The 17513-nt window shown below is 37.7% G+C and carries 14 protein-coding genes; 10 read left to right on the top strand and 4 right to left on the bottom strand.

All coding sequences use genetic code 11. The features are described 5' to 3' along the window. Nucleotides 1-14: 14 nt before the first annotated feature. The 3 genes from JFT95_RS24295 to cls form a co-directional block, all read right to left on the bottom strand. Nucleotides 15-2711, bottom strand: coding sequence for a DUF4084 domain-containing protein (locus JFT95_RS24295; protein WP_483862094.1), 2697 nt, complete (start codon nucleotides 2709-2711; stop codon nucleotides 15-17). A gap of 107 nt (nucleotides 2712-2818) precedes the next feature. Next, nucleotides 2819-3772 carry a UV DNA damage repair endonuclease UvsE gene (gene uvsE / locus JFT95_RS24290; protein WP_016093645.1) on the bottom strand — a complete coding sequence of 318 codons (954 nt, stop codon included), beginning with the start codon at nucleotides 3770-3772 and terminating at the stop codon, nucleotides 2819-2821. A 33-nt stretch (nucleotides 3773-3805) separates the two neighbouring features. After that, nucleotides 3806-4999: a cardiolipin synthase gene (gene cls, locus JFT95_RS24285; RefSeq protein WP_002068559.1), complete on the bottom strand. Its 1194-nt coding sequence runs from the start codon at nucleotides 4997-4999 to the stop codon at nucleotides 3806-3808. Nucleotides 5000-5364: 365 nt separating this feature from the next. Here cls and JFT95_RS24280 point away from each other — a divergent pair, with 365 nt between their 5' ends. From JFT95_RS24280 to pyrG, 8 genes are all read left to right on the top strand, one after another. Next, nucleotides 5365-7476, top strand: coding sequence for a (Fe-S)-binding protein (locus tag JFT95_RS24280; RefSeq protein WP_201053438.1), 2112 nt, complete (start codon nucleotides 5365-5367; stop codon nucleotides 7474-7476). A gap of 9 nt (nucleotides 7477-7485) precedes the next feature. Beyond that, nucleotides 7486-8769 carry an acetyl-CoA C-acetyltransferase gene (locus JFT95_RS24275; RefSeq protein ID WP_201053435.1) on the top strand — a complete coding sequence of 428 codons (1284 nt, stop codon included), beginning with the start codon at nucleotides 7486-7488 and terminating at the stop codon, nucleotides 8767-8769. Between the two features lie 49 nt (nucleotides 8770-8818). Continuing rightward, nucleotides 8819-9670: a 3-hydroxybutyryl-CoA dehydrogenase gene (locus JFT95_RS24270; protein ID WP_002016322.1), complete on the top strand. Its 852-nt coding sequence runs from the start codon at nucleotides 8819-8821 to the stop codon at nucleotides 9668-9670. 72 nt (nucleotides 9671-9742) lie between these two features. Beyond that, nucleotides 9743-10873: an acyl-CoA dehydrogenase gene (locus JFT95_RS24265; protein WP_002034888.1), complete on the top strand. Its 1131-nt coding sequence runs from the start codon at nucleotides 9743-9745 to the stop codon at nucleotides 10871-10873. 22 nt (nucleotides 10874-10895) lie between these two features. Further along, a complete protein-coding gene (gene acdA, locus JFT95_RS24260; protein ID WP_201053433.1) occupies nucleotides 10896-12035 on the top strand; it encodes an acyl-CoA dehydrogenase AcdA in 1140 nt (379 codons plus the stop codon). Between the two features lie 64 nt (nucleotides 12036-12099). Beyond that, nucleotides 12100-12729 carry a TetR/AcrR family transcriptional regulator gene (locus JFT95_RS24255; protein WP_002034889.1) on the top strand — a complete coding sequence of 210 codons (630 nt, stop codon included), beginning with the start codon at nucleotides 12100-12102 and terminating at the stop codon, nucleotides 12727-12729. Nucleotides 12730-12894: 165 nt separating this feature from the next. Continuing rightward, complete coding sequence (rpoE, locus tag JFT95_RS24250) at nucleotides 12895-13419, top strand: DNA-directed RNA polymerase subunit delta (RefSeq protein WP_201053431.1); 525 nt, start codon at nucleotides 12895-12897, stop codon at nucleotides 13417-13419. Between the two features lie 257 nt (nucleotides 13420-13676). Continuing rightward, a complete protein-coding gene (gene pyrG / locus JFT95_RS24245; protein WP_002016314.1) occupies nucleotides 13677-15284 on the top strand; it encodes a CTP synthase in 1608 nt (535 codons plus the stop codon). A 32-nt stretch (nucleotides 15285-15316) separates the two neighbouring features. Here pyrG and JFT95_RS24240 read toward each other — a convergent pair whose 3' ends face one another. After that, nucleotides 15317-15841, bottom strand: a complete 525-nt coding sequence (locus JFT95_RS24240; protein WP_002143880.1) for a DUF2529 domain-containing protein — start codon at nucleotides 15839-15841, stop codon at nucleotides 15317-15319. A gap of 202 nt (nucleotides 15842-16043) precedes the next feature. On the opposite strand from JFT95_RS24240, the gene spo0F reads away from it, so the two are divergent. Beyond that, nucleotides 16044-16412: a sporulation initiation phosphotransferase Spo0F gene (gene spo0F / locus JFT95_RS24235; RefSeq protein ID WP_000398592.1), complete on the top strand. Its 369-nt coding sequence runs from the start codon at nucleotides 16044-16046 to the stop codon at nucleotides 16410-16412. 211 nt (nucleotides 16413-16623) lie between these two features. Further along, nucleotides 16624-17481, top strand: coding sequence for a class II fructose-bisphosphate aldolase (locus tag JFT95_RS24230; RefSeq protein WP_002016312.1), 858 nt, complete (start codon nucleotides 16624-16626; stop codon nucleotides 17479-17481). The last annotated feature ends 32 nt before the right edge of the window (nucleotides 17482-17513 follow it).

The raw sequence follows: 17513 nt of genomic DNA, 5'->3' as shown, positions 1-17513 counted from the left end.
AACGACCGTCTTACTTAGACGGTTGTTTTTTTGTGGAGTAACATCCAAACATCTTTACTAGAAACAGGTTTGCTAAAGAGGAATCCTTGAATGTGGTCACAGTTTTGTTCGTGTAAAAACTTCCATTGTTCTTCTGTTTCTACACCTTCCGCAATAACCTCTAAATTTAATTCTTTTGATAGCGTAATAATGGAAGCGATAATCGCTTCTTCTAAAGGGCTATTTGTAATTCCACAAATAAATTCTCGAGCAATTTTTAATGTATTGATTGGATATTTCGTTAAATAAGCTAAAGAACTATAACCAGTTCCAAAGTCATCAATTGAAATTTGGATACCGAGATTTTGAAGTTCTTCTAGTTTAGCAATTACAGAATGATTTTGATTAATCGCGATACTTTCTGTAATCTCAATATCTAGCGCTTCCGGCTTTAGTTCGGTTTCTTCCAAGACTTTTGAAATAGTTGATATTAAATCTGCGTGATTGAATTGAACAACAGATAAATTTACACCAACCTTTAAGTGAGAAAATCCTTGGTTATGCCACTTTTTTGCTTCTAAGCAGGCGGTACGTAAAATCCAATTACCAAGTTCAATAATAAATCCTGTTTCCTCTGCTAGAGGAATGAATTGGGCAGGCGATACAATTCCGAGTTTTGGATGTTTCCAGCGAATTAATGCCTCAAAACCGATAATTTGTTTTGTTTTTGTATTTACTTGTGGTTGATATTCAAGGAAAAATTCATTTTGTTGTAGAGCTTTTGAAAGTTCACCTTCTAGGAAGTGTATTTCATTTTGCGCAATACTCATTTCTTTTGAGAAGAAAATAAATCTATTTTTTCCATTAGCCTTTGCTCGATACATAGCCATATCTGCATTTTTCATTAATTCGGTTACATCGGTTCCGTAGTCAGGGTACATTGCAATTCCGATACTCGGTGTAACAGAAAGTTCTTCATCTTTAATAAAGTAAGGCTTATTTAAAATAGTTAAAATTTGTTCAGCGATAAAAGAAGCACTTTTTTCAGAGTACATATCGGGTAATAGAATCGTAAATTCATCTCCGCCTTGGCGGGCAACGATATCTTTTGAACGTAAACATCCACGTAATCTTTTTGCTACTTCAATTAATAATAAATCTCCGACATCATGGCCGAGTCTATCATTAATTTTTTTAAATCGATCTAAGTCGAGGAACATAACCGCAACGTCATTAGTGTTGTTTTGAGCTAGATTTAAAATCGTTTTTAAATCTTTTTCGAATTTCCGTCGATTCGGTAGTCCTGTAAGTGCATCATGGAAAGCCATATGCTCTACTTGCTTTTGTTTTTCATATAAAGTTGTAATATCACGTGCTATACCAAACATCCCAACAACTTCTCTATTTATAAAAATAGGGATGAATGTAATGTGAAGGTGATAATAATATCCTTCTTTTTCTTTTGTACGAATTTCTAGAGTTTGTGGTCTACCTTCTTTTGTAATTTGTAAAGATTTCTTCAATAATTCATGATCTTGTGGGTCAATGAAGTGTTGAAGAGAATAGCTTGTTACTTCACAATAATAGGCTGTAAATAAACTTTCACAAGCCTTATTAGATTGTTGAAAAATCCCATTCATATTTAAAGAAAAAACAGCATCAGGATGATCTTCGAATAAAGATTTATAACGTTGTTCACTTTTTGATAGGGCAGATACGCCTTCTTCAACTTCACCTTCTAGTTGTGTAGTCAACTGTTCATACGTATCGATTAATACTTGATTATCTTTCCACATGAAAAGTTGTCGTAGGAATAATAAGACTAGTGATAATACTAGACCGATTAGCATGAACTTATCATCCCAAGGCTGAATAACAGCAAAGGAAAAAGTAATGATTATACTAAAATAAGGTAATATAAAGCGTACATAATCGAATCGATAATATTTCGTTTTCGTTTCATGTTGCATTGGTTTATCCAAAATGTACAGTATGGACGATAAACCGATTAGTAAAATCGAAGCAGTATGTATTAAATAAGAGACTTCAGAAGAAGTTCCCATTCCCGTGTTTAATTGGAATAGATGTATATATCCGTACACAAGTATGATAGTAAAGCCAATAATTAATGAGATTCTACTAGAAGAATACCGTTCTCTTCTATATAGGCTAATCACGGCGTAAATTACTAATGATTGTGCAATAAAATACCCAATCAAAATCCACGCTTCCTTCGTTAACATACGAAAGCTTGAAATATCTAAAATAAAGGTTAAGGTAAAATAAATATTCATAATAACAATAAAGATGCTGTCGAATGAAAATTGAGCAAGGCCTCTAATAGAGTAATGTTTTATAAACTTTATAGCAAAGCCAGAAAAGAGCAAAATATATTGTATGATGAAAAAAGGCAATGCCTTATATGAGAATATGACTTGATCATATATAGAAAGTGAATGAAGAAATAAAGTTATCTCCATAGCTAATCCACATATACAAGTGCATAGTACTAGAACCCAAAATAGTTTGTCACCGTGCTTCATCTTCTTAATTGCTTTATATAAGCAATAGCAAGAAAAGAGTGTAGCAAAACAAAATAAGAAGAGAATTCCAATTTCTTTTATATTTAAATCCTTAGGGATAAGGAATATCCAAAGAGAAAATATAATTATATACATCATGACAAATTGTACATATTTTTTTGATTGATCATATAATGGCTCCGTTTCAATAAAGTTGAATCACAGGTGGAAAATGCTAATTTAAATAATAGCATATAAAACAGGAGCTTTTTTACTATAAGAAATACTTTTTGAAAAAAATAGGGCAACGTTACAATTTACCATTGTAGTGTTGCGCCTTTTATTCTTTTCACTCCCCTTATAGAAGAGATCTCATCTATTAACTGAAGAAGTGCTAAATCCTTTTGTTTACTTTCAATCATAATATCGAAATCATGATCAATTTTTTTTGTAATGTGTAAAAAAGGTTTAATAAACTCTAAATCAATATAATTTGCGTGAGCTCTAAATTCTTTTTCGGATTTAGGAGAAGAAATATGAACTTTAGGAAGGACATTTGTATGTGACCAAGTTTTAAATATCATAGGAAGTAATTCTTCTAGCGGTTCATTACAAAGGTTCGCTATGTGATGATGATAATCGAACACGAAAGGGATTTTTTCTTTTTGACAAATAGCCAAAGTTTCAGAAGTTGTATACGTTTTATCGTCATTTTCAAGGGTCATTTGTCTTTTTATATGGTAAGGGAGTTTTTGTATGTTTTCATGAAAACGTTCGATTGCCTTCTCCTTATTTCCATACGCACCACCTACATGTATATTAATGTAGGAAGAATCTGCAATTCCCATAGCATTTAACACATTATAATGATAGGTCATATCTGTAATAGCATTAGTTGTAATATGTGGTTTGTCGCTTGTAAATAGTGTGAATTGGTTGGGATGAAAACTTACGCGTAAATTGTGTTCTTGAATTAATGCTCCTATTTTACGCCATAGTGGAGCAAATAGTTGAATGTAATCAAATTCAACTTCAGGATGTGTTGCAAGCGGAACGATAGAAGATGATAAACGATATAATGGAATTTCGTGTGCAATATTGTAATGAAGGATGCGTATTGTGTGTTCTAGATTTTGCAGTGTAACATTATATAATTTATCTTCACGCTCTTGTTTTTTTAGCTTTTTCCAGCTTGTAAATGTCATTGTTTTGGCGGGCGAACAGTCCCATAATGCCGTAGCATGTGAGACATATCCAAATCGAATTATCATATGTGATGCACCTCTTTGGCTCTTGAAATTTCTCTATAAAAAGAACGCGAGTATCGTTCCTATCCATTCCTTTCCTCTATCGATAATGGAGAGAGGGCTGACATCTTCAAAGGAAAGTAATGAGGAGCGTCCTAAATCTTCCTCGAATTTACTTTTTACTTCTTGTATGAAATGTTTATCGTATAAAAGGCAATTGATTTCATGGTTAATATATAAACTTCTCATATCGAAATTAGCAGTTCCGATATCACAAATATGATCGTCTACTATAATGATTTTTGCGTGGAAAAATCCTTGCTGGAAAGCGTAAATATTACAACCAGCTTGTATTAACTTTCGGCAATATGGGAATTTTGCTTCTCGAACGAGGGCATGATCAGCCTTTTGTGGAACGAGAATAGTTATTTGAACCCCACGTTTTCGCGCTTTTAATAATGCATTCATAATTTTTTTTCCAGGAATAAAATATGGTGTACCGATAAAGAGTTCTTTTTTCGCGCTTTCGATTAAATGTAAAAATGTATTTTGTAAATAGGCACCATCAGTAGGGATGAAACGATGTAGAATGGTCCCTGGTTGTTGCGTAGGAAAATAAAGAGATGAATCTAATAAATTTTGGTCTGTATCGTCGAGCCAATCATGTAAAAATTGTTTTTGTAAATCTTGTATCCCTTCTCCTGTAAGACGTAAATGATAATCTCGCCATAACCCTAACCTTTGATTATGCCCTAAATATTCCTCGCCAATGTTAAATCCACCAATATAACCAATTTTCCCGTCAATAACTGTAATTTTTCTATGGTTTCTTTGATTTGCAGAAAAGAAAGGAAAAGGAAATTTTACTTTATGACAAAATGAAAAAGAGACACCATGTTTTTGTAGGGAGTAAATCGCTTCTTTTGATAAATAATGACTTCCAAACCGGTCGAGTAAAAGTCTTACTTCAATTCCTTCTTGTGCTTTATCGATAAGTAACTTTAAAAACGTACGACTTATATCATCGTTTTTTACAATAAAAAATAAAACGTGCACATGGTGTTTAGCTTGTTTTATATCAGTAAAGAGAGCATCGTATAGATCATTTCCATATGTATAAAGGCGAAAATCACTTTGACGTAAAGGGAAAGAACGAGAACGTACACGCTTTAAATGAACAATTCTCCCATATGAAAGGTCGATTGTAATCCAGAGAGCGCTGCCTAATAACAAGAGAGATAAGAAAAACATAAGTAAATTCCCTCCTTCACGGTCTTTTCACCATCAATTTTTTACAAATCAAAATTTCACTGTATCCCGCTATTTGCGGACAGTAAGACGCCCACCTAAAGCAAAGAAGTTGATTGGGATTCGGGCCGCCCGTAAAAGCCTGATTGGTGAGGGCTTTTACTCAGTGGGGATGAATAGCTCTCCGCCGATTAAAGTTTCACTTTATAGTTTCACCGAAATAAACAGCTTTATTAAAAAATGTGTTGTTGTATAACAAAAAACTGTTGACTGAATGCTCACTCATTATATAATGGGAATAGGGGATATAATTCAGAAAATTATATATTTTCGAAGATTCTAAAAAACAAAGAGAGGGGTAGCATAAAATGAATAGCTTACTAATCATTAATTGGCTGGCTGCCATTGCTGTTATTGCTTATGCGGGGTATTTGTTTGTATATCTTATACGAACAAGGATGGCCTACATACAATTAGGAAAAAAGATTGAATTTGACCGTCGTTTTAAAGAGCGTTGGGATCTTCTTAAGGTCAATGTTTTCGGTCAGAAAAAGCTGCTGAAAGATAAAAAGAGCGGCATCATTCACGTTATGTTCTTTTACGGATTTATTCTTGTCCAATTTGGAGCAATTGACTTCGTTTGGAAAGGACTTGCACCAGGATCGCATCTTCCACTTGGACCACTATACCCTGCATTTACATTCTTCCAGGAAATTGTCACACTCGTTATTTTAATTGCAGTCTTTTGGGCTTTTCATAGACGCTATATTGAAAAGCTTGTTCGTTTGAAACGTAATTTTAAATCAGGCCTTGTTCTTATCTTTATTGGTGGCTTAATGATTTCTGTGCTACTTGGTAATGGGATGGGAATTATATGGCACGGCGAGGAGCTTTCATGGAGTGAACCTATCGCTTCTGCAATCGCTTACGTTTTCTCGGGATTAAATGAAACCGTAGCCATTTCAGTGTTCTATTTCTCTTGGTGGGTGCATTTACTAATTTTGTTAACGTTTTTAGTTTATGTTCCACAATCAAAACATGCGCATTTAATTGCTGGACCAGTTAACGTGTTTTTTGGTCGTCTTTCAAATCCGGGAAAACTTGAAAAAATTGATTTTGAAGATGAAACACAAGAAACATTCGGTGTTGGTAAAATTGAAGACTTTAGACAAAATCAACTTATCGACTTATATTCCTGCGTCGAATGTGGTCGTTGTACAAATATGTGTCCGGCAACAGGAACAGGGAAAATGTTATCACCGATGGATTTAATTTTAAAACTTCGTGATCATTTAACTGATAAAGGAGCAGCGGTAACATCAAAAGCACCGTGGGTTCCAGTTGTTGCTTTTAATAATACACAAGGAAATCAGTTAGCGATGATGGCAGCTGGAAAAGGACAACAAGAATCAGCGGCTACAGCGCTAGCGTACGACCCAAGTTTAATCGGAGACGTTATTACAGAAGAAGAGATTTGGGCATGTACAACGTGTCGTAACTGTGAGGACCAGTGCCCAGTTATGAATGAGCATGTTGACAAAATTATTGATTTACGCCGCTATCTCGTTTTAACAGAAGGAAAAATGGACGCGGAAGCGCAGCGTGCAATGACAAACATTGAGCGTCAAGGTAATCCGTGGGGACTGAACCGTAAAGAGCGTGAAACATGGCGCCAAGGTGACGATGAAGTAACAGTTCCAACTGTAAAGGAGAAATCAAAAGCTGGCGAAGAGTTTGAATACTTATTCTGGGTTGGATCAATGGGTTCGTATGACAATCGCAGTCAGAAGATTGCGATATCATTTGCGAAGCTAATGAACGAAGCAGGCATTTCATTCGCAATTCTTGGTAACAAGGAAAAGAACTCTGGTGATACACCGCGCCGCCTTGGAAATGAATTTGTATTCCAGGAAATGGCGACTAAAAATATTGAAGAATTTGAAAAAGCAGGAGTGAAGAAAATCGTTACGATTGACCCTCATGCTTATAACACTTTTAAAAATGAGTACCCGGACTTTGGCTTACAAGCAGAAGTCTATCATCATACAGAATTACTAGCCCAGTGGGTAAAGGAAGGTCGTTTAAAACCTGTCCATTCTATTGAAGAGACAGTTACGTACCATGATTCCTGTTACTTAGGAAGATACAACGAAGTATACGAAGCGCCGCGCGATATTCTAAAAGCAATTCCAGGTGTAAACCTTGTAGAAATGGCGCGTAACCGTGAAATGGGAATGTGCTGTGGTGCGGGTGGCGGCCTAATGTGGATGGAAGAAACGACAGGTTCTCGTATTAACGTTGCTCGTACAGAACAAGCGCTAGCTGTACAGCCGTCAATTATCGGTACAGGATGCCCGTATTGCTTAACGATGATTAGTGACGGTACGAAAGCGAAAGAAGTTGAAGAAACAGTTCAAACTTTGGACGTAACAGAGATTTTAGAACGCTCAGTTATCGGACAGAAGAAAGAAGCAATGTAGTTTGTAGGAATGCATTCAAATTTAGAAAGAGGTGCAATAATTGCACCTCTTCTAGGCGCAAGGATACCGAGCGAGCGCTCGGTGCTAAAAAAAGAAATGGGGGAAAGAAACATGAGTAAAACAGTTATTTTAAGTGCTGCAAGAACACCGGTTGGAAAATTTGGAGGAACCTTAAAAGACGTGAAAGCAACAGAGCTTGGAGGAATCGCAATTAAGGCAGCGCTTGAAAGAGCGAATGTTTCCGCTAGTGATGTTGAAGAAGTTATATTTGGAACGGTTATCCAAGGAGGGCAAGGACAAATTCCATCACGCCAAGCAGCAAGAGCGGCCGGCATTCCTTGGGAAGTGCAGACAGAAACAATAAATAAAGTTTGTGCATCAGGGCTTCGCGCAGTTACGTTAGCAGATCAAATTATTCGTACTGGTGATCAATCACTGATTGTAGCTGGTGGAATGGAATCGATGAGTAACAGCCCTTACATTTTACAAGGGGCAAGATGGGGATACAGAATGGGTAACAACGAAGTTATCGATTTAAACGTTGCAGACGGTTTAACATGCGCATTTTCAGGTATACACATGGGTGTTTATGGCGGAGAAGTTGCGAAGGAAGATGGAATCTCTCGCGAAGCACAAGATGAATGGGCATATCGTAGCCATCAACGTGCGGTTTCGGCACATAAAGAAGGGCGTTTTGAAGAGGAGATTGTACCAGTAACAATTCAGCAAAGAAAAGGCGATCTTATCGTCGTGGCTAAGGATGAGGCGCCACGCGCGGATACAACGATTGAAAAATTAGCGAAATTAAAGCCTGTATTTGATAAGACGTCAGCGGTGACAGCAGGTAATGCTCCGGGACTAAATGATGGCGGTGCTGCACTTGTATTAATGAGCGAGGACAGAGCGAAGCAAGAAGGAAGAAAACCATTAGCGACAATTTTGGCGCATACGGCGATTGCGGTAGAATCGAAGGATTTCCCAAGAACGCCAGGTTATGCAATTAATGAATTGCTGAAAAAGACAGGTAAGACAATTGAAGACATAGATCTATTTGAAATCAATGAGGCATTTGCGGCTGTAGCAATTGCAAGTACAGAAATCGCAGGGATCGATCCGGAAAAATTGAATGTAAATGGCGGTGCTGTAGCAATGGGGCATCCAATTGGAGCGAGCGGAGCACGTATTATCGTTACACTTATCCATGCACTGAAGCAGCGCGGCGGCGGAATTGGAATTGCTTCTATTTGTAGCGGTGGCGGTCAAGGTGATGCAGTGATGATTGAAGTTCACTAATTAAGATTAGAAGATATATAGTTTATTAACAATTAAGGGGGAAGAAAAAATGAGTGTACAAAAGATTGTTGTAATTGGTGCAGGGCAAATGGGTTCAGGTATCGCACAAGTGTGTGCAATGGCAGGCTATGATGTGAAAGTGCAAGATTTAAAGCAAGAGCAATTAGATAGAGGGTTAGCTGTTATTTCGAAAAATTTAGCCCGCCAAGTAGAAAAAGGCCGTATGAAGGAAGAAGAGAAAGATGCGACTTTAAATCGTCTTACATGGACGCTCGATTTAAATAGTGTCAAAGAAGCTGATCTTATTATTGAAGCAGCTGTTGAAAAAATGGATATTAAAAAGAAAATTTTTGCGAATTTAGATGAAATCGCTCCAGAACACGCAATTTTAGCGACGAATACGTCATCGTTACCAATTACGGAAATTGCAGCGGTAACGAAACGTCCTGAGAAAGTAATCGGCATGCACTTTATGAATCCAGTTCCAGTTATGAAACTCGTTGAAATTATTCGTGGTTTAGCTACAGATGATGCAGTGTACGAAACGATTGAGGATATTACGAAAAAAATCGGGAAAGTGCCAGTTGAAGTAAATGATTTCCCAGGGTTTGTATCGAACCGTATTTTATTACCGATGATTAACGAAGCGATTTATACGCTATACGAAGGAGTGGCGACGAAAGAAGCGATTGATGAAGTAATGAAACTCGGTATGAATCATCCGATGGGACCACTTACGTTAGCTGACTTTATCGGTTTAGATACGTGTTTATACATTATGGAAGTGTTGCATGAAGGATTAGGAGATAGTAAATATCGCCCATGTCCATTATTACGTAAGTATGTGAATGCAGGATGGTTAGGACGTAAAACGGGTCGTGGTTTCTACGTTTACGAATAAATTCCTCCCTTTATTAAAGTAGTGGTCTGACCAAATTGTTAAGAAGATATATAGCAAACGGAGGCGAATTACATGAATTTTCATTTTACTGAAGAGCAACAAATGATGAGGAAAATGGTTCGAGATTTTGCGCAGAAGGAAATAGCTCCCTTTGTTCCTAGTATGGAACAAGGGGTGTTCCCGAAAGAGATTTTGCAAAAGATGGGTGAGCTTGGACTAATGGGTATTCCAGCGCCTGCAAAATATGGCGGGGCAGAAATGGATTTTATTTCTTACATTCTAGCAATTGAGGAAATTTCAAAGGTAAGTGCAACGGTTGGTGTAATTTTAGCTGTACATACGTCAGTTGGAATGAATCCGATTTTATACTTCGGAACAGAAGAACAGAAGCAGAAATATGTTTCTAAACTGGCGACTGGTGAATATTTAGGCGCATTTGCTCTAACAGAACCGAATGCAGGATCAGATGCAGGTAGTTTGAAATCAAGAGCTGTAAAGAAAGACGATCACTACATCATTAATGGATCGAAAGTCTTTATTACAAATGGTGGTGAAGCAAGTACATATATCGTCTTCGCGTCTACAAATCCAGATGCGGGGAAAAGCGGGATTTCAGCATTTATAGTAGAGAAAGATACACCAGGCTTAATCATTGGAAAAGATGAGCATAAGATGGGTCTTCTTGGTTCTCGTACAGTGCAACTTACGTTTGAAGATATGAAAGTGCCGGCCGAGAATTTACTTGGTGAAGAAGGACAAGGATTTAAGGTGGCAATGGCGAATTTAGATGTTGGGCGAATTGGAATCGGAGCGCAAGCATTAGGAATCGCGGAAGCGGCGCTTGCATGTGCGATTGATTATGCGAAAGAGCGTGAGCAATTCGGAAAGCCAATTGCGGCGCAGCAAGGACTCGGATTCAAACTTGCAGATATGGCAACAAGTGTAGAAGCATCGCGATTACTTGTATACAGAGCAGCATCGCTAAGAGCACAAGGATTACCATGCGGTAAAGAAGCTTCTATTGCGAAATTATTTGCTTCTAAGACGGCTGTTGAAGTTGCGATTGAGGCGGTGCAAGTATTTGGTGGCTATGGTTATACGAAAGATTATCCAGTAGAAAGATTTTTCCGTGATGCGAAGATCACACAAATATATGAAGGAACGAGCGAAATACAAAAGCTTGTAATTAGTCGAGCTTTATAAAAAGGCAGAGGGGGAGACGGGAATGCATTTTAAATTATCAGAAGAACATGAAATGATAAGAAAAATGGTTCGGGATTTTGCGAGGAATGAAGTAGCACCGACAGCAGCAGAGCGTGATGAGGAAGAGCGATTTGATCGCGTTTTATTCGATCAAATGGCAGAGCTTGGTTTAACCGGTATTCCGTGGCCTGAAGAATACGGCGGAATTGGAAGCGATTACTTGGCGTATGTAATTGCCGTTGAAGAATTATCCCGCGTTTGTGCTTCTACAGGTGTAACGTTGTCTGCACATACTTCACTTGCTGGATGGCCAATTTTTAAATTTGGAACGGAAGAGCAAAAACAAAAGTTTTTGCGCCCAATGGCTGAAGGGAAGAAAATTGGTGCATATGGCTTAACAGAACCAAGCTCTGGATCAGATGCTGGTGGAATGAGGACGACTGCAAAACGAGATGGGGACCATTACATTTTAAATGGTTCGAAAATCTTTATTACAAATGGCGGTATTGCTGATATTTATGTTGTTTTTGCATTAACAGATCCTGATTCGAAGCAGCGCGGCACGAGTGCATTTATTGTGGAGAGTGATACGCTAGGATTTTCGGTTGGGAAGAAGGAAAGTAAGCTAGGGATTCGTTCTTCGCCAACAACTGAAATTATATTTGAAGACTGCCGTATTCCTGTAGAGAATTTACTAGGGGAAGAGGGCCAAGGATTTAAAGTTGCGATGCAGACATTAGATGGCGGCCGTAATGGTATTGCGGCACAAGCAGTCGGTATTGCACAAGCTGCTTTAGATGCTTCTGTAGAATATGCAAGAGAACGTCATCAGTTTGGGAAGCCAATTGCGGCGCAACAAGGAATTGGCTTTAAACTTGCGGATATGGCAACGGATGTAGAGGCAGCGCGTCTTTTAACATATCAAGCGGCTTGGCTTGAATCTGAAGGGCTTCCGTATGGGAAAGAGTCAGCGATGTCAAAAGTATTTGCAGGTGATACAGCGATGAAGGTAACGACTGAAGCGGTACAAGTATTTGGTGGTTATGGTTATACGAAAGATTATCCAGTAGAGCGTTATATGCGCGATGCAAAGATTACACAAATATATGAGGGAACACAAGAGATTCAAAGGCTTGTAATTTCTCGTATGTTAACGAAGTAGGAACAAAAGCGTAGGTATTTTCCTACGCTTTTTACTTCCAAAAATAATAGAGAGAGGTGAAGGGATGGTTAAACATAATGTACATGCGTCAGTGAAAGATGAAAAATTAGTTGCGTTAAGACGTGAACAAATGATTAAAGGTGCGGTGCAGCTGTTTAAGCAAAAAGGATTCCCGCGTACAACAACGAGAGAAATTGCGAAAGCGGCTGGATTTAGTATCGGAACACTTTATGAGTATATTCGCACAAAAGATGATGTATTATATTTAGTTTGTGATAGTATTTATGAACATGTAAAAGAGCGGTTAGAAGAAGTAGTGTGTACAGAGAAGGGAAGTATAGAAAGCTTAAAGATAGCGATAATGAATTATTTTAAAGTGATGGATGAATTGCAAGAAGAAGTATTAATTATGTATCAAGAGGTACGTTTTTTACCGAAAGAATCACTTCCATATGTATTAGAAAAAGAGTTTCAAATGGTCGGGATGTTTGAGGATATTTTAGAGCAGTGTACGGAAAATGGGACATTTACACTAAATAAAAAGGAAATACAGCTTCTTGCACATAATATTTTCATACAAGGACAAATGTGGGGATTTAGACGTTGGGCCCTACAAAAACTGTATACTCTCGAAGAATATACAGAAATGCAAATTAGGTATGTACTGCAAGGAGCACATATGTCTCCGAAATAAAGAATGGACAAATTATAATTTTATTGCCCGTAAATAGCGGGATAAAAGTTTCCCGTTTTTTTTGTAGCATATTTGTGCGACTTTTGTTTATAATGAATAGTATGGATTTTTTTAAGCAGACCGTTATATATAAGCTTATATTTGAAGAAAGGAAGTGCCGCATAAGTGGGTTTTAAGCAATATTCACCAGAAGAGCTAAAAGAATGTTCAATGATTGAAGTTGTACATAGTGTTTTAGGGAATAAAAGACAAGCAACGACATTCAACGAGTTGGTTCAAGAAATCGCTCAAGTGCTGGGACTATCTCAAGGGCAAGTTAATACGAAACTCGCACAATTTTATACAGATTTAAACATCGATGGACGTTTCATTAATTTAGGAGAAAATCGTTGGGGGCTACGTAGCTGGTACCCATATGAGCAAATTGATGAAGAAATTCTGCCTCAGCCAAAACCGAAGAAGAAACGCAAAGTTGAAGAAGACGGTTTTGACGACTACATTGAAGAAGATGATGTAGAAGAAGCAGAAGAAGTAGAAGAAGATGTAGTAGATTTGGACAAAGTTCTTGAAGACGAAGACGCAGACGATGAAGATGATGATCTTGATGATTTAGAAGAAGATAATGAAGACTTCGCAGAAGAAGAACTTGAGTATGATGAAACTGAAGAAGAAGAAGAGGAAGAGCGGTAGTTCTTGACTTTTCATTATCGTCCATGTAGAATCATTTTTGGGCTCTTTAAAAAAAGACGATAATACTTTTAAAGTGTAAATATAAAAGAAAATTGCTCCCTACTTATTACTTTATGTGATGAGGGGAGCAATTTTCTTTTTTGTTTTTTGTTTAGAAAATAAAAAGAGCCTAACAATAAGATAGATACAGTGTTATCTACATACGTTGCGCTTTGCAACGGTGATTATATAACAACGAAGTAGAAGGGAGTATTTTCATGACTAAGTATATTTTTGTAACAGGCGGTGTAGTATCGTCTTTAGGTAAAGGTATTACAGCAGCATCTCTTGGAAGACTTTTAAAGAATCGTGGTTTAAACGTAACTATTCAAAAGTTTGATCCATACATTAACGTAGACCCAGGGACTATGAGCCCCTACCAACACGGTGAGGTATTCGTAACAGATGATGGTGCAGAAACGGACTTAGACCTAGGTCACTATGAGCGTTTTATCGACATCAACTTAAACAAATACAGCAACGTAACAACAGGTAAAATTTACTCTTCAGTTCTTCAAAAAGAGCGTCGTGGTGAATATTTAGGAGGAACAGTTCAAGTTATTCCTCACATTACTAACGAAATTAAAGAACGTGTATATCGTTCTGGTCGCGAAACAAATGCCGACGTTGTTATTACAGAAATCGGTGGAACTGTTGGTGATATCGAGTCTTTACCATTCTTAGAAGCAATTCGTCAAATTAAGAGCGACATCGGTCGTGACAATGTAATGTACATTCACTGTACGTTAATCCCGTACTTAAAAGCAGCGGGTGAAATGAAAACAAAACCAACGCAACATAGCGTTAAAGAGCTTCGCAGCTTAGGTATTCAACCAAATATTATCGTTGTTCGTACAGAACTACCTGTTTCTCAGGACATGAAAGACAAGCTTGCATTATTCTGTGACATCGATACAAAAGCAGTTATCGAAGCACGCGATGCAGATACTTTATATGCGGTTCCATTATCTCTTCAAGAACAAAACATGGACCAAATCGTTTGTGATCACTTGAAGTTAGACAATCCAGCTGCAGATATGACAGATTGGACTGCGCTAGTTAATAAAGTACGTAACCTTTCTAAGAAAACAAAAATCGCTCTTGTTGGTAAATACGTAGAGCTTCAAGATGCATACATTTCGGTTGTAGAAGCGCTTCGTCATGCAGGTTATTCATTCGACACAGATGTAGAAGTGAAATGGGTAAATGCTGAGCACGTAACAGCAGAGAACGTAAAAGAATTAGTTGGCGACACAGATGGTATCCTTGTACCAGGTGGCTTCGGCGATCGTGGTGTAGAAGGTAAAATCGTTGCAATTCAATATGCTCGTGAAAACAAAGTTCCATTCTTAGGAATTTGCCTAGGTATGCAACTTGCATCAATCGAATTTGCACGTAACGTATTAGGATTAGAAGGAGCTAACTCTTCTGAAATTAATCCTGACACACCTTATGCAATTATCGATTTATTACCAGAACAAAAAGATGTAGAAGATTTAGGTGGTACACTTCGCCTTGGTCTATACCCATGTAAGCTTGCTGAAGAAACAAATGCTTACAATGCTTACAATGAGCCGGTTGTATATGAGCGTCATCGTCATCGTTATGAGTTCAACAATCAATTCCGTCCAGATATGGAAAAAGCAGGATTTGTATTCTCTGGTACAAGCCCAGACGGTCGTCTAGTGGAAATTATTGAATTACAAGATCACCCTTGGTTCGTGGCAGCACAGTTCCATCCAGAACTTGTATCTCGTCCAAACCGTCCACAACCATTGTTCCATGACTTCGTAAGTGCTTCTATTACGAATAAAGAGAGCAAGTAATAAAAAAAAGCGCCTGAAATAGGGCGCTTTTTTTAATATTCGTTTAACATTTCATCAATTGTAAATTTCAATCCGTGATAAGCAAATAAAGCTATAATTAAACTTGGGAACCCATAGCGGTTACCTTCATCATCTGGAATAAGACCTTTTAACAGCTTTGTATCAATATGTACATCTGTATATTGTTCCAGTGATTCAACACCTTCTTGAATAGCTGAGATTCCAACGATAGATTGGCCTTCTTCATGAAGTTTTTTCGCGGTTTTTATAATTTCTTCATCTGTCGAAAAACGACTAATAAGAAGTACGCGGTCCGCAGAAGTCACTGCCGCCGGTTCACCGTTTTCTATTAAACGTTTTGCTTGTTTCATTGGTTCGGCGCCAAATAATGCTTCTGAAACAATACCTTCCATTTCGTTTGTACCATGCAAGTAAATGAAGCCGTCGCCAACTAACGCCTGGGCAAGTAGACGAGCGCTATCTTCTATATTCATTTCCTCTTTTTGAGAAATTCGGGAGAAATATCCACTTAATTGAGTCGAGAAAATTTTTAACATGTTGTTGCTCCTTTCTTTCGTGTTAGCTGGTTCTCATTATAGCTTATTTTTTTTGGAAAGGGGAAATAGTAGGGTGGCATAACAAAATAGGAAACGGTAAAATAAGAAAGAATAGGAAGGGATTTGGCAAAGAGTAGCGAAAATAAACCGATAAGATATAAGAAGCTTTAAATCTTGTACTTACACAGAAAGGTTGGGAGTTATGGAAGGGAAAATTTTAATCGTTGATGATCAATATGGCATTCGTGTTTTATTGCATGAAGTGTTCCAAAAAGAAGGTTATCAGACGTTCCAAGCAGCGAATGGATTTCAAGCTTTAGATATCGTGAAAAAAGATAATCCGGATTTAGTAGTGTTAGATATGAAAATCCCAGGTATGGATGGTATAGAGATTTTAAAACATGTAAAAGAAATTGATGAGAGTATTAAAGTGATTTTAATGACTGCTTATGGAGAATTGGATATGATTCAAGAAGCGAAAGATTTAGGAGCTTTAATGCACTTTGCTAAACCGTTTGATATTGATGAGATTCGTCAAGCAGTGAGAGATCAGCTTGCTGTAGAGGCGTAAAAAATGAATTTTTTATAAAAAATATGGAAAAAAGCGTTTACATGGACTATTGAGCAGGTGAATACAGTTGAGTTTTTGAGTACAAGTTGTTATCCTATTGAGTGTAGAAAGAAGTCCGGTATGTAAATATACATATTTTACCTTATTCTGGTCATACTACCAGCGATAAGAATTTATCGGATACAAAAAACGTTTTTTAGGAGGATTCACCATGCCTTTAGTTTCTATGAAAGAAATGCTAAACACAGCACTAGAAGGAAAATACGCAGTTGGTCAATTCAACATGAACAACTTAGAGTGGACTCAAGCTATCTTAGCTGCTGCGGAAGAAGAAAAATCTCCTGTAATCTTAGGTGTATCTGAGGGTGCAGCTCGTCATATGACTGGTTTCAAAACAGTTGTAGCTATGGTTAAAGCTTTAATCGAAGAAATGAACATTTCTGTTCCTGTAGCGATTCACCTTGACCATGGTTCAAGCTTCGAAAAATGTAAAGAAGCAATTGATGCAGGTTTCACATCTGTAATGATCGACGCTTCTCACCACCCATTCGATGAAAACGTTGAAACTACTAAAAAAGTGGTAGAATACGCACACGCTCGTAACGTATCTGTTGAAGCTGAGCTTGGAACAGTTGGCGGACAAGAAGACGACATCATCGCTGAAGGCGTAATTTACGCTGATCCAGCAGAGTGTAAGCACCTTGTTGAAGCAACAGGTATCGATTGCCTAGCTCCAGCTTTAGGTTCTGTACACGGCCCTTACAAAGGTGAGCCTAACTTAGGATTCGCTGAAATGGAACAAGTTCGCGACTTCACTGGCGTACCTTTAGTATTACACGGTGGTACTGGTATCCCAACTGCTGATATCGTAAAAGCTATTTCTTTAGGTACTTCAAAAATTAACGTAAACACTGAGAACCAAATTGAGTTTACAAAAGCTGTTCGTGAAGCATTAAACAAAGACCAAGAAGTTTACGATCCTCGTAAATATATTGGACCTGGCCGCGACGCTATCAAAGCAACTGTTGCTGGTAAAATGCGTGAGTTCGGTTCTAACGGTAAAGCGTAAGAATAAAATTCCGTTTTGGAAACCGTCTAGTC

Source organism: Bacillus sp. TH17, from assembly GCF_016651125.1.
Taxonomy (GTDB): Bacteria; Bacillota; Bacilli; order Bacillales; family Bacillaceae_G; genus Bacillus_A; species Bacillus_A mycoides.
This window is presented reverse-complemented; position numbering and strand designations above follow the sequence as displayed.

What these genes read in the sequence shown, in the direction of transcription:
- uvsE (WP_016093645.1), bottom strand. Translation starts at nt 3,772, where the DNA reads ATGATAATTCGATTTGGATATGTCTCACATGCTACGGCATTATGGGAC.
- cls (WP_002068559.1), bottom strand. Translation starts at nt 4,999, where the DNA reads ATGTTTTTCTTATCTCTCTTGTTATTAGGCAGCGCTCTCTGGATTACA.
- JFT95_RS24280 (WP_201053438.1), top strand. Translation starts at nt 5,365, where the DNA reads ATGAATAGCTTACTAATCATTAATTGGCTGGCTGCCATTGCTGTTATT.
- JFT95_RS24275 (WP_201053435.1), top strand. Translation starts at nt 7,486, where the DNA reads ATGCATTCAAATTTAGAAAGAGGTGCAATAATTGCACCTCTTCTAGGC.
- JFT95_RS24270 (WP_002016322.1), top strand. Translation starts at nt 8,819, where the DNA reads ATGAGTGTACAAAAGATTGTTGTAATTGGTGCAGGGCAAATGGGTTCA.
- JFT95_RS24265 (WP_002034888.1), top strand. Translation starts at nt 9,743, where the DNA reads ATGAATTTTCATTTTACTGAAGAGCAACAAATGATGAGGAAAATGGTT.
- acdA (WP_201053433.1), top strand. Translation starts at nt 10,896, where the DNA reads ATGCATTTTAAATTATCAGAAGAACATGAAATGATAAGAAAAATGGTT.
- JFT95_RS24255 (WP_002034889.1), top strand. Translation starts at nt 12,100, where the DNA reads ATGGTTAAACATAATGTACATGCGTCAGTGAAAGATGAAAAATTAGTT.
- pyrG (WP_002016314.1), top strand. Translation starts at nt 13,677, where the DNA reads ATGACTAAGTATATTTTTGTAACAGGCGGTGTAGTATCGTCTTTAGGT.
- JFT95_RS24240 (WP_002143880.1), bottom strand. Translation starts at nt 15,841, where the DNA reads ATGTTAAAAATTTTCTCGACTCAATTAAGTGGATATTTCTCCCGAATT.
- spo0F (WP_000398592.1), top strand. Translation starts at nt 16,044, where the DNA reads ATGGAAGGGAAAATTTTAATCGTTGATGATCAATATGGCATTCGTGTT.
- JFT95_RS24230 (WP_002016312.1), top strand. Translation starts at nt 16,624, where the DNA reads ATGCCTTTAGTTTCTATGAAAGAAATGCTAAACACAGCACTAGAAGGA.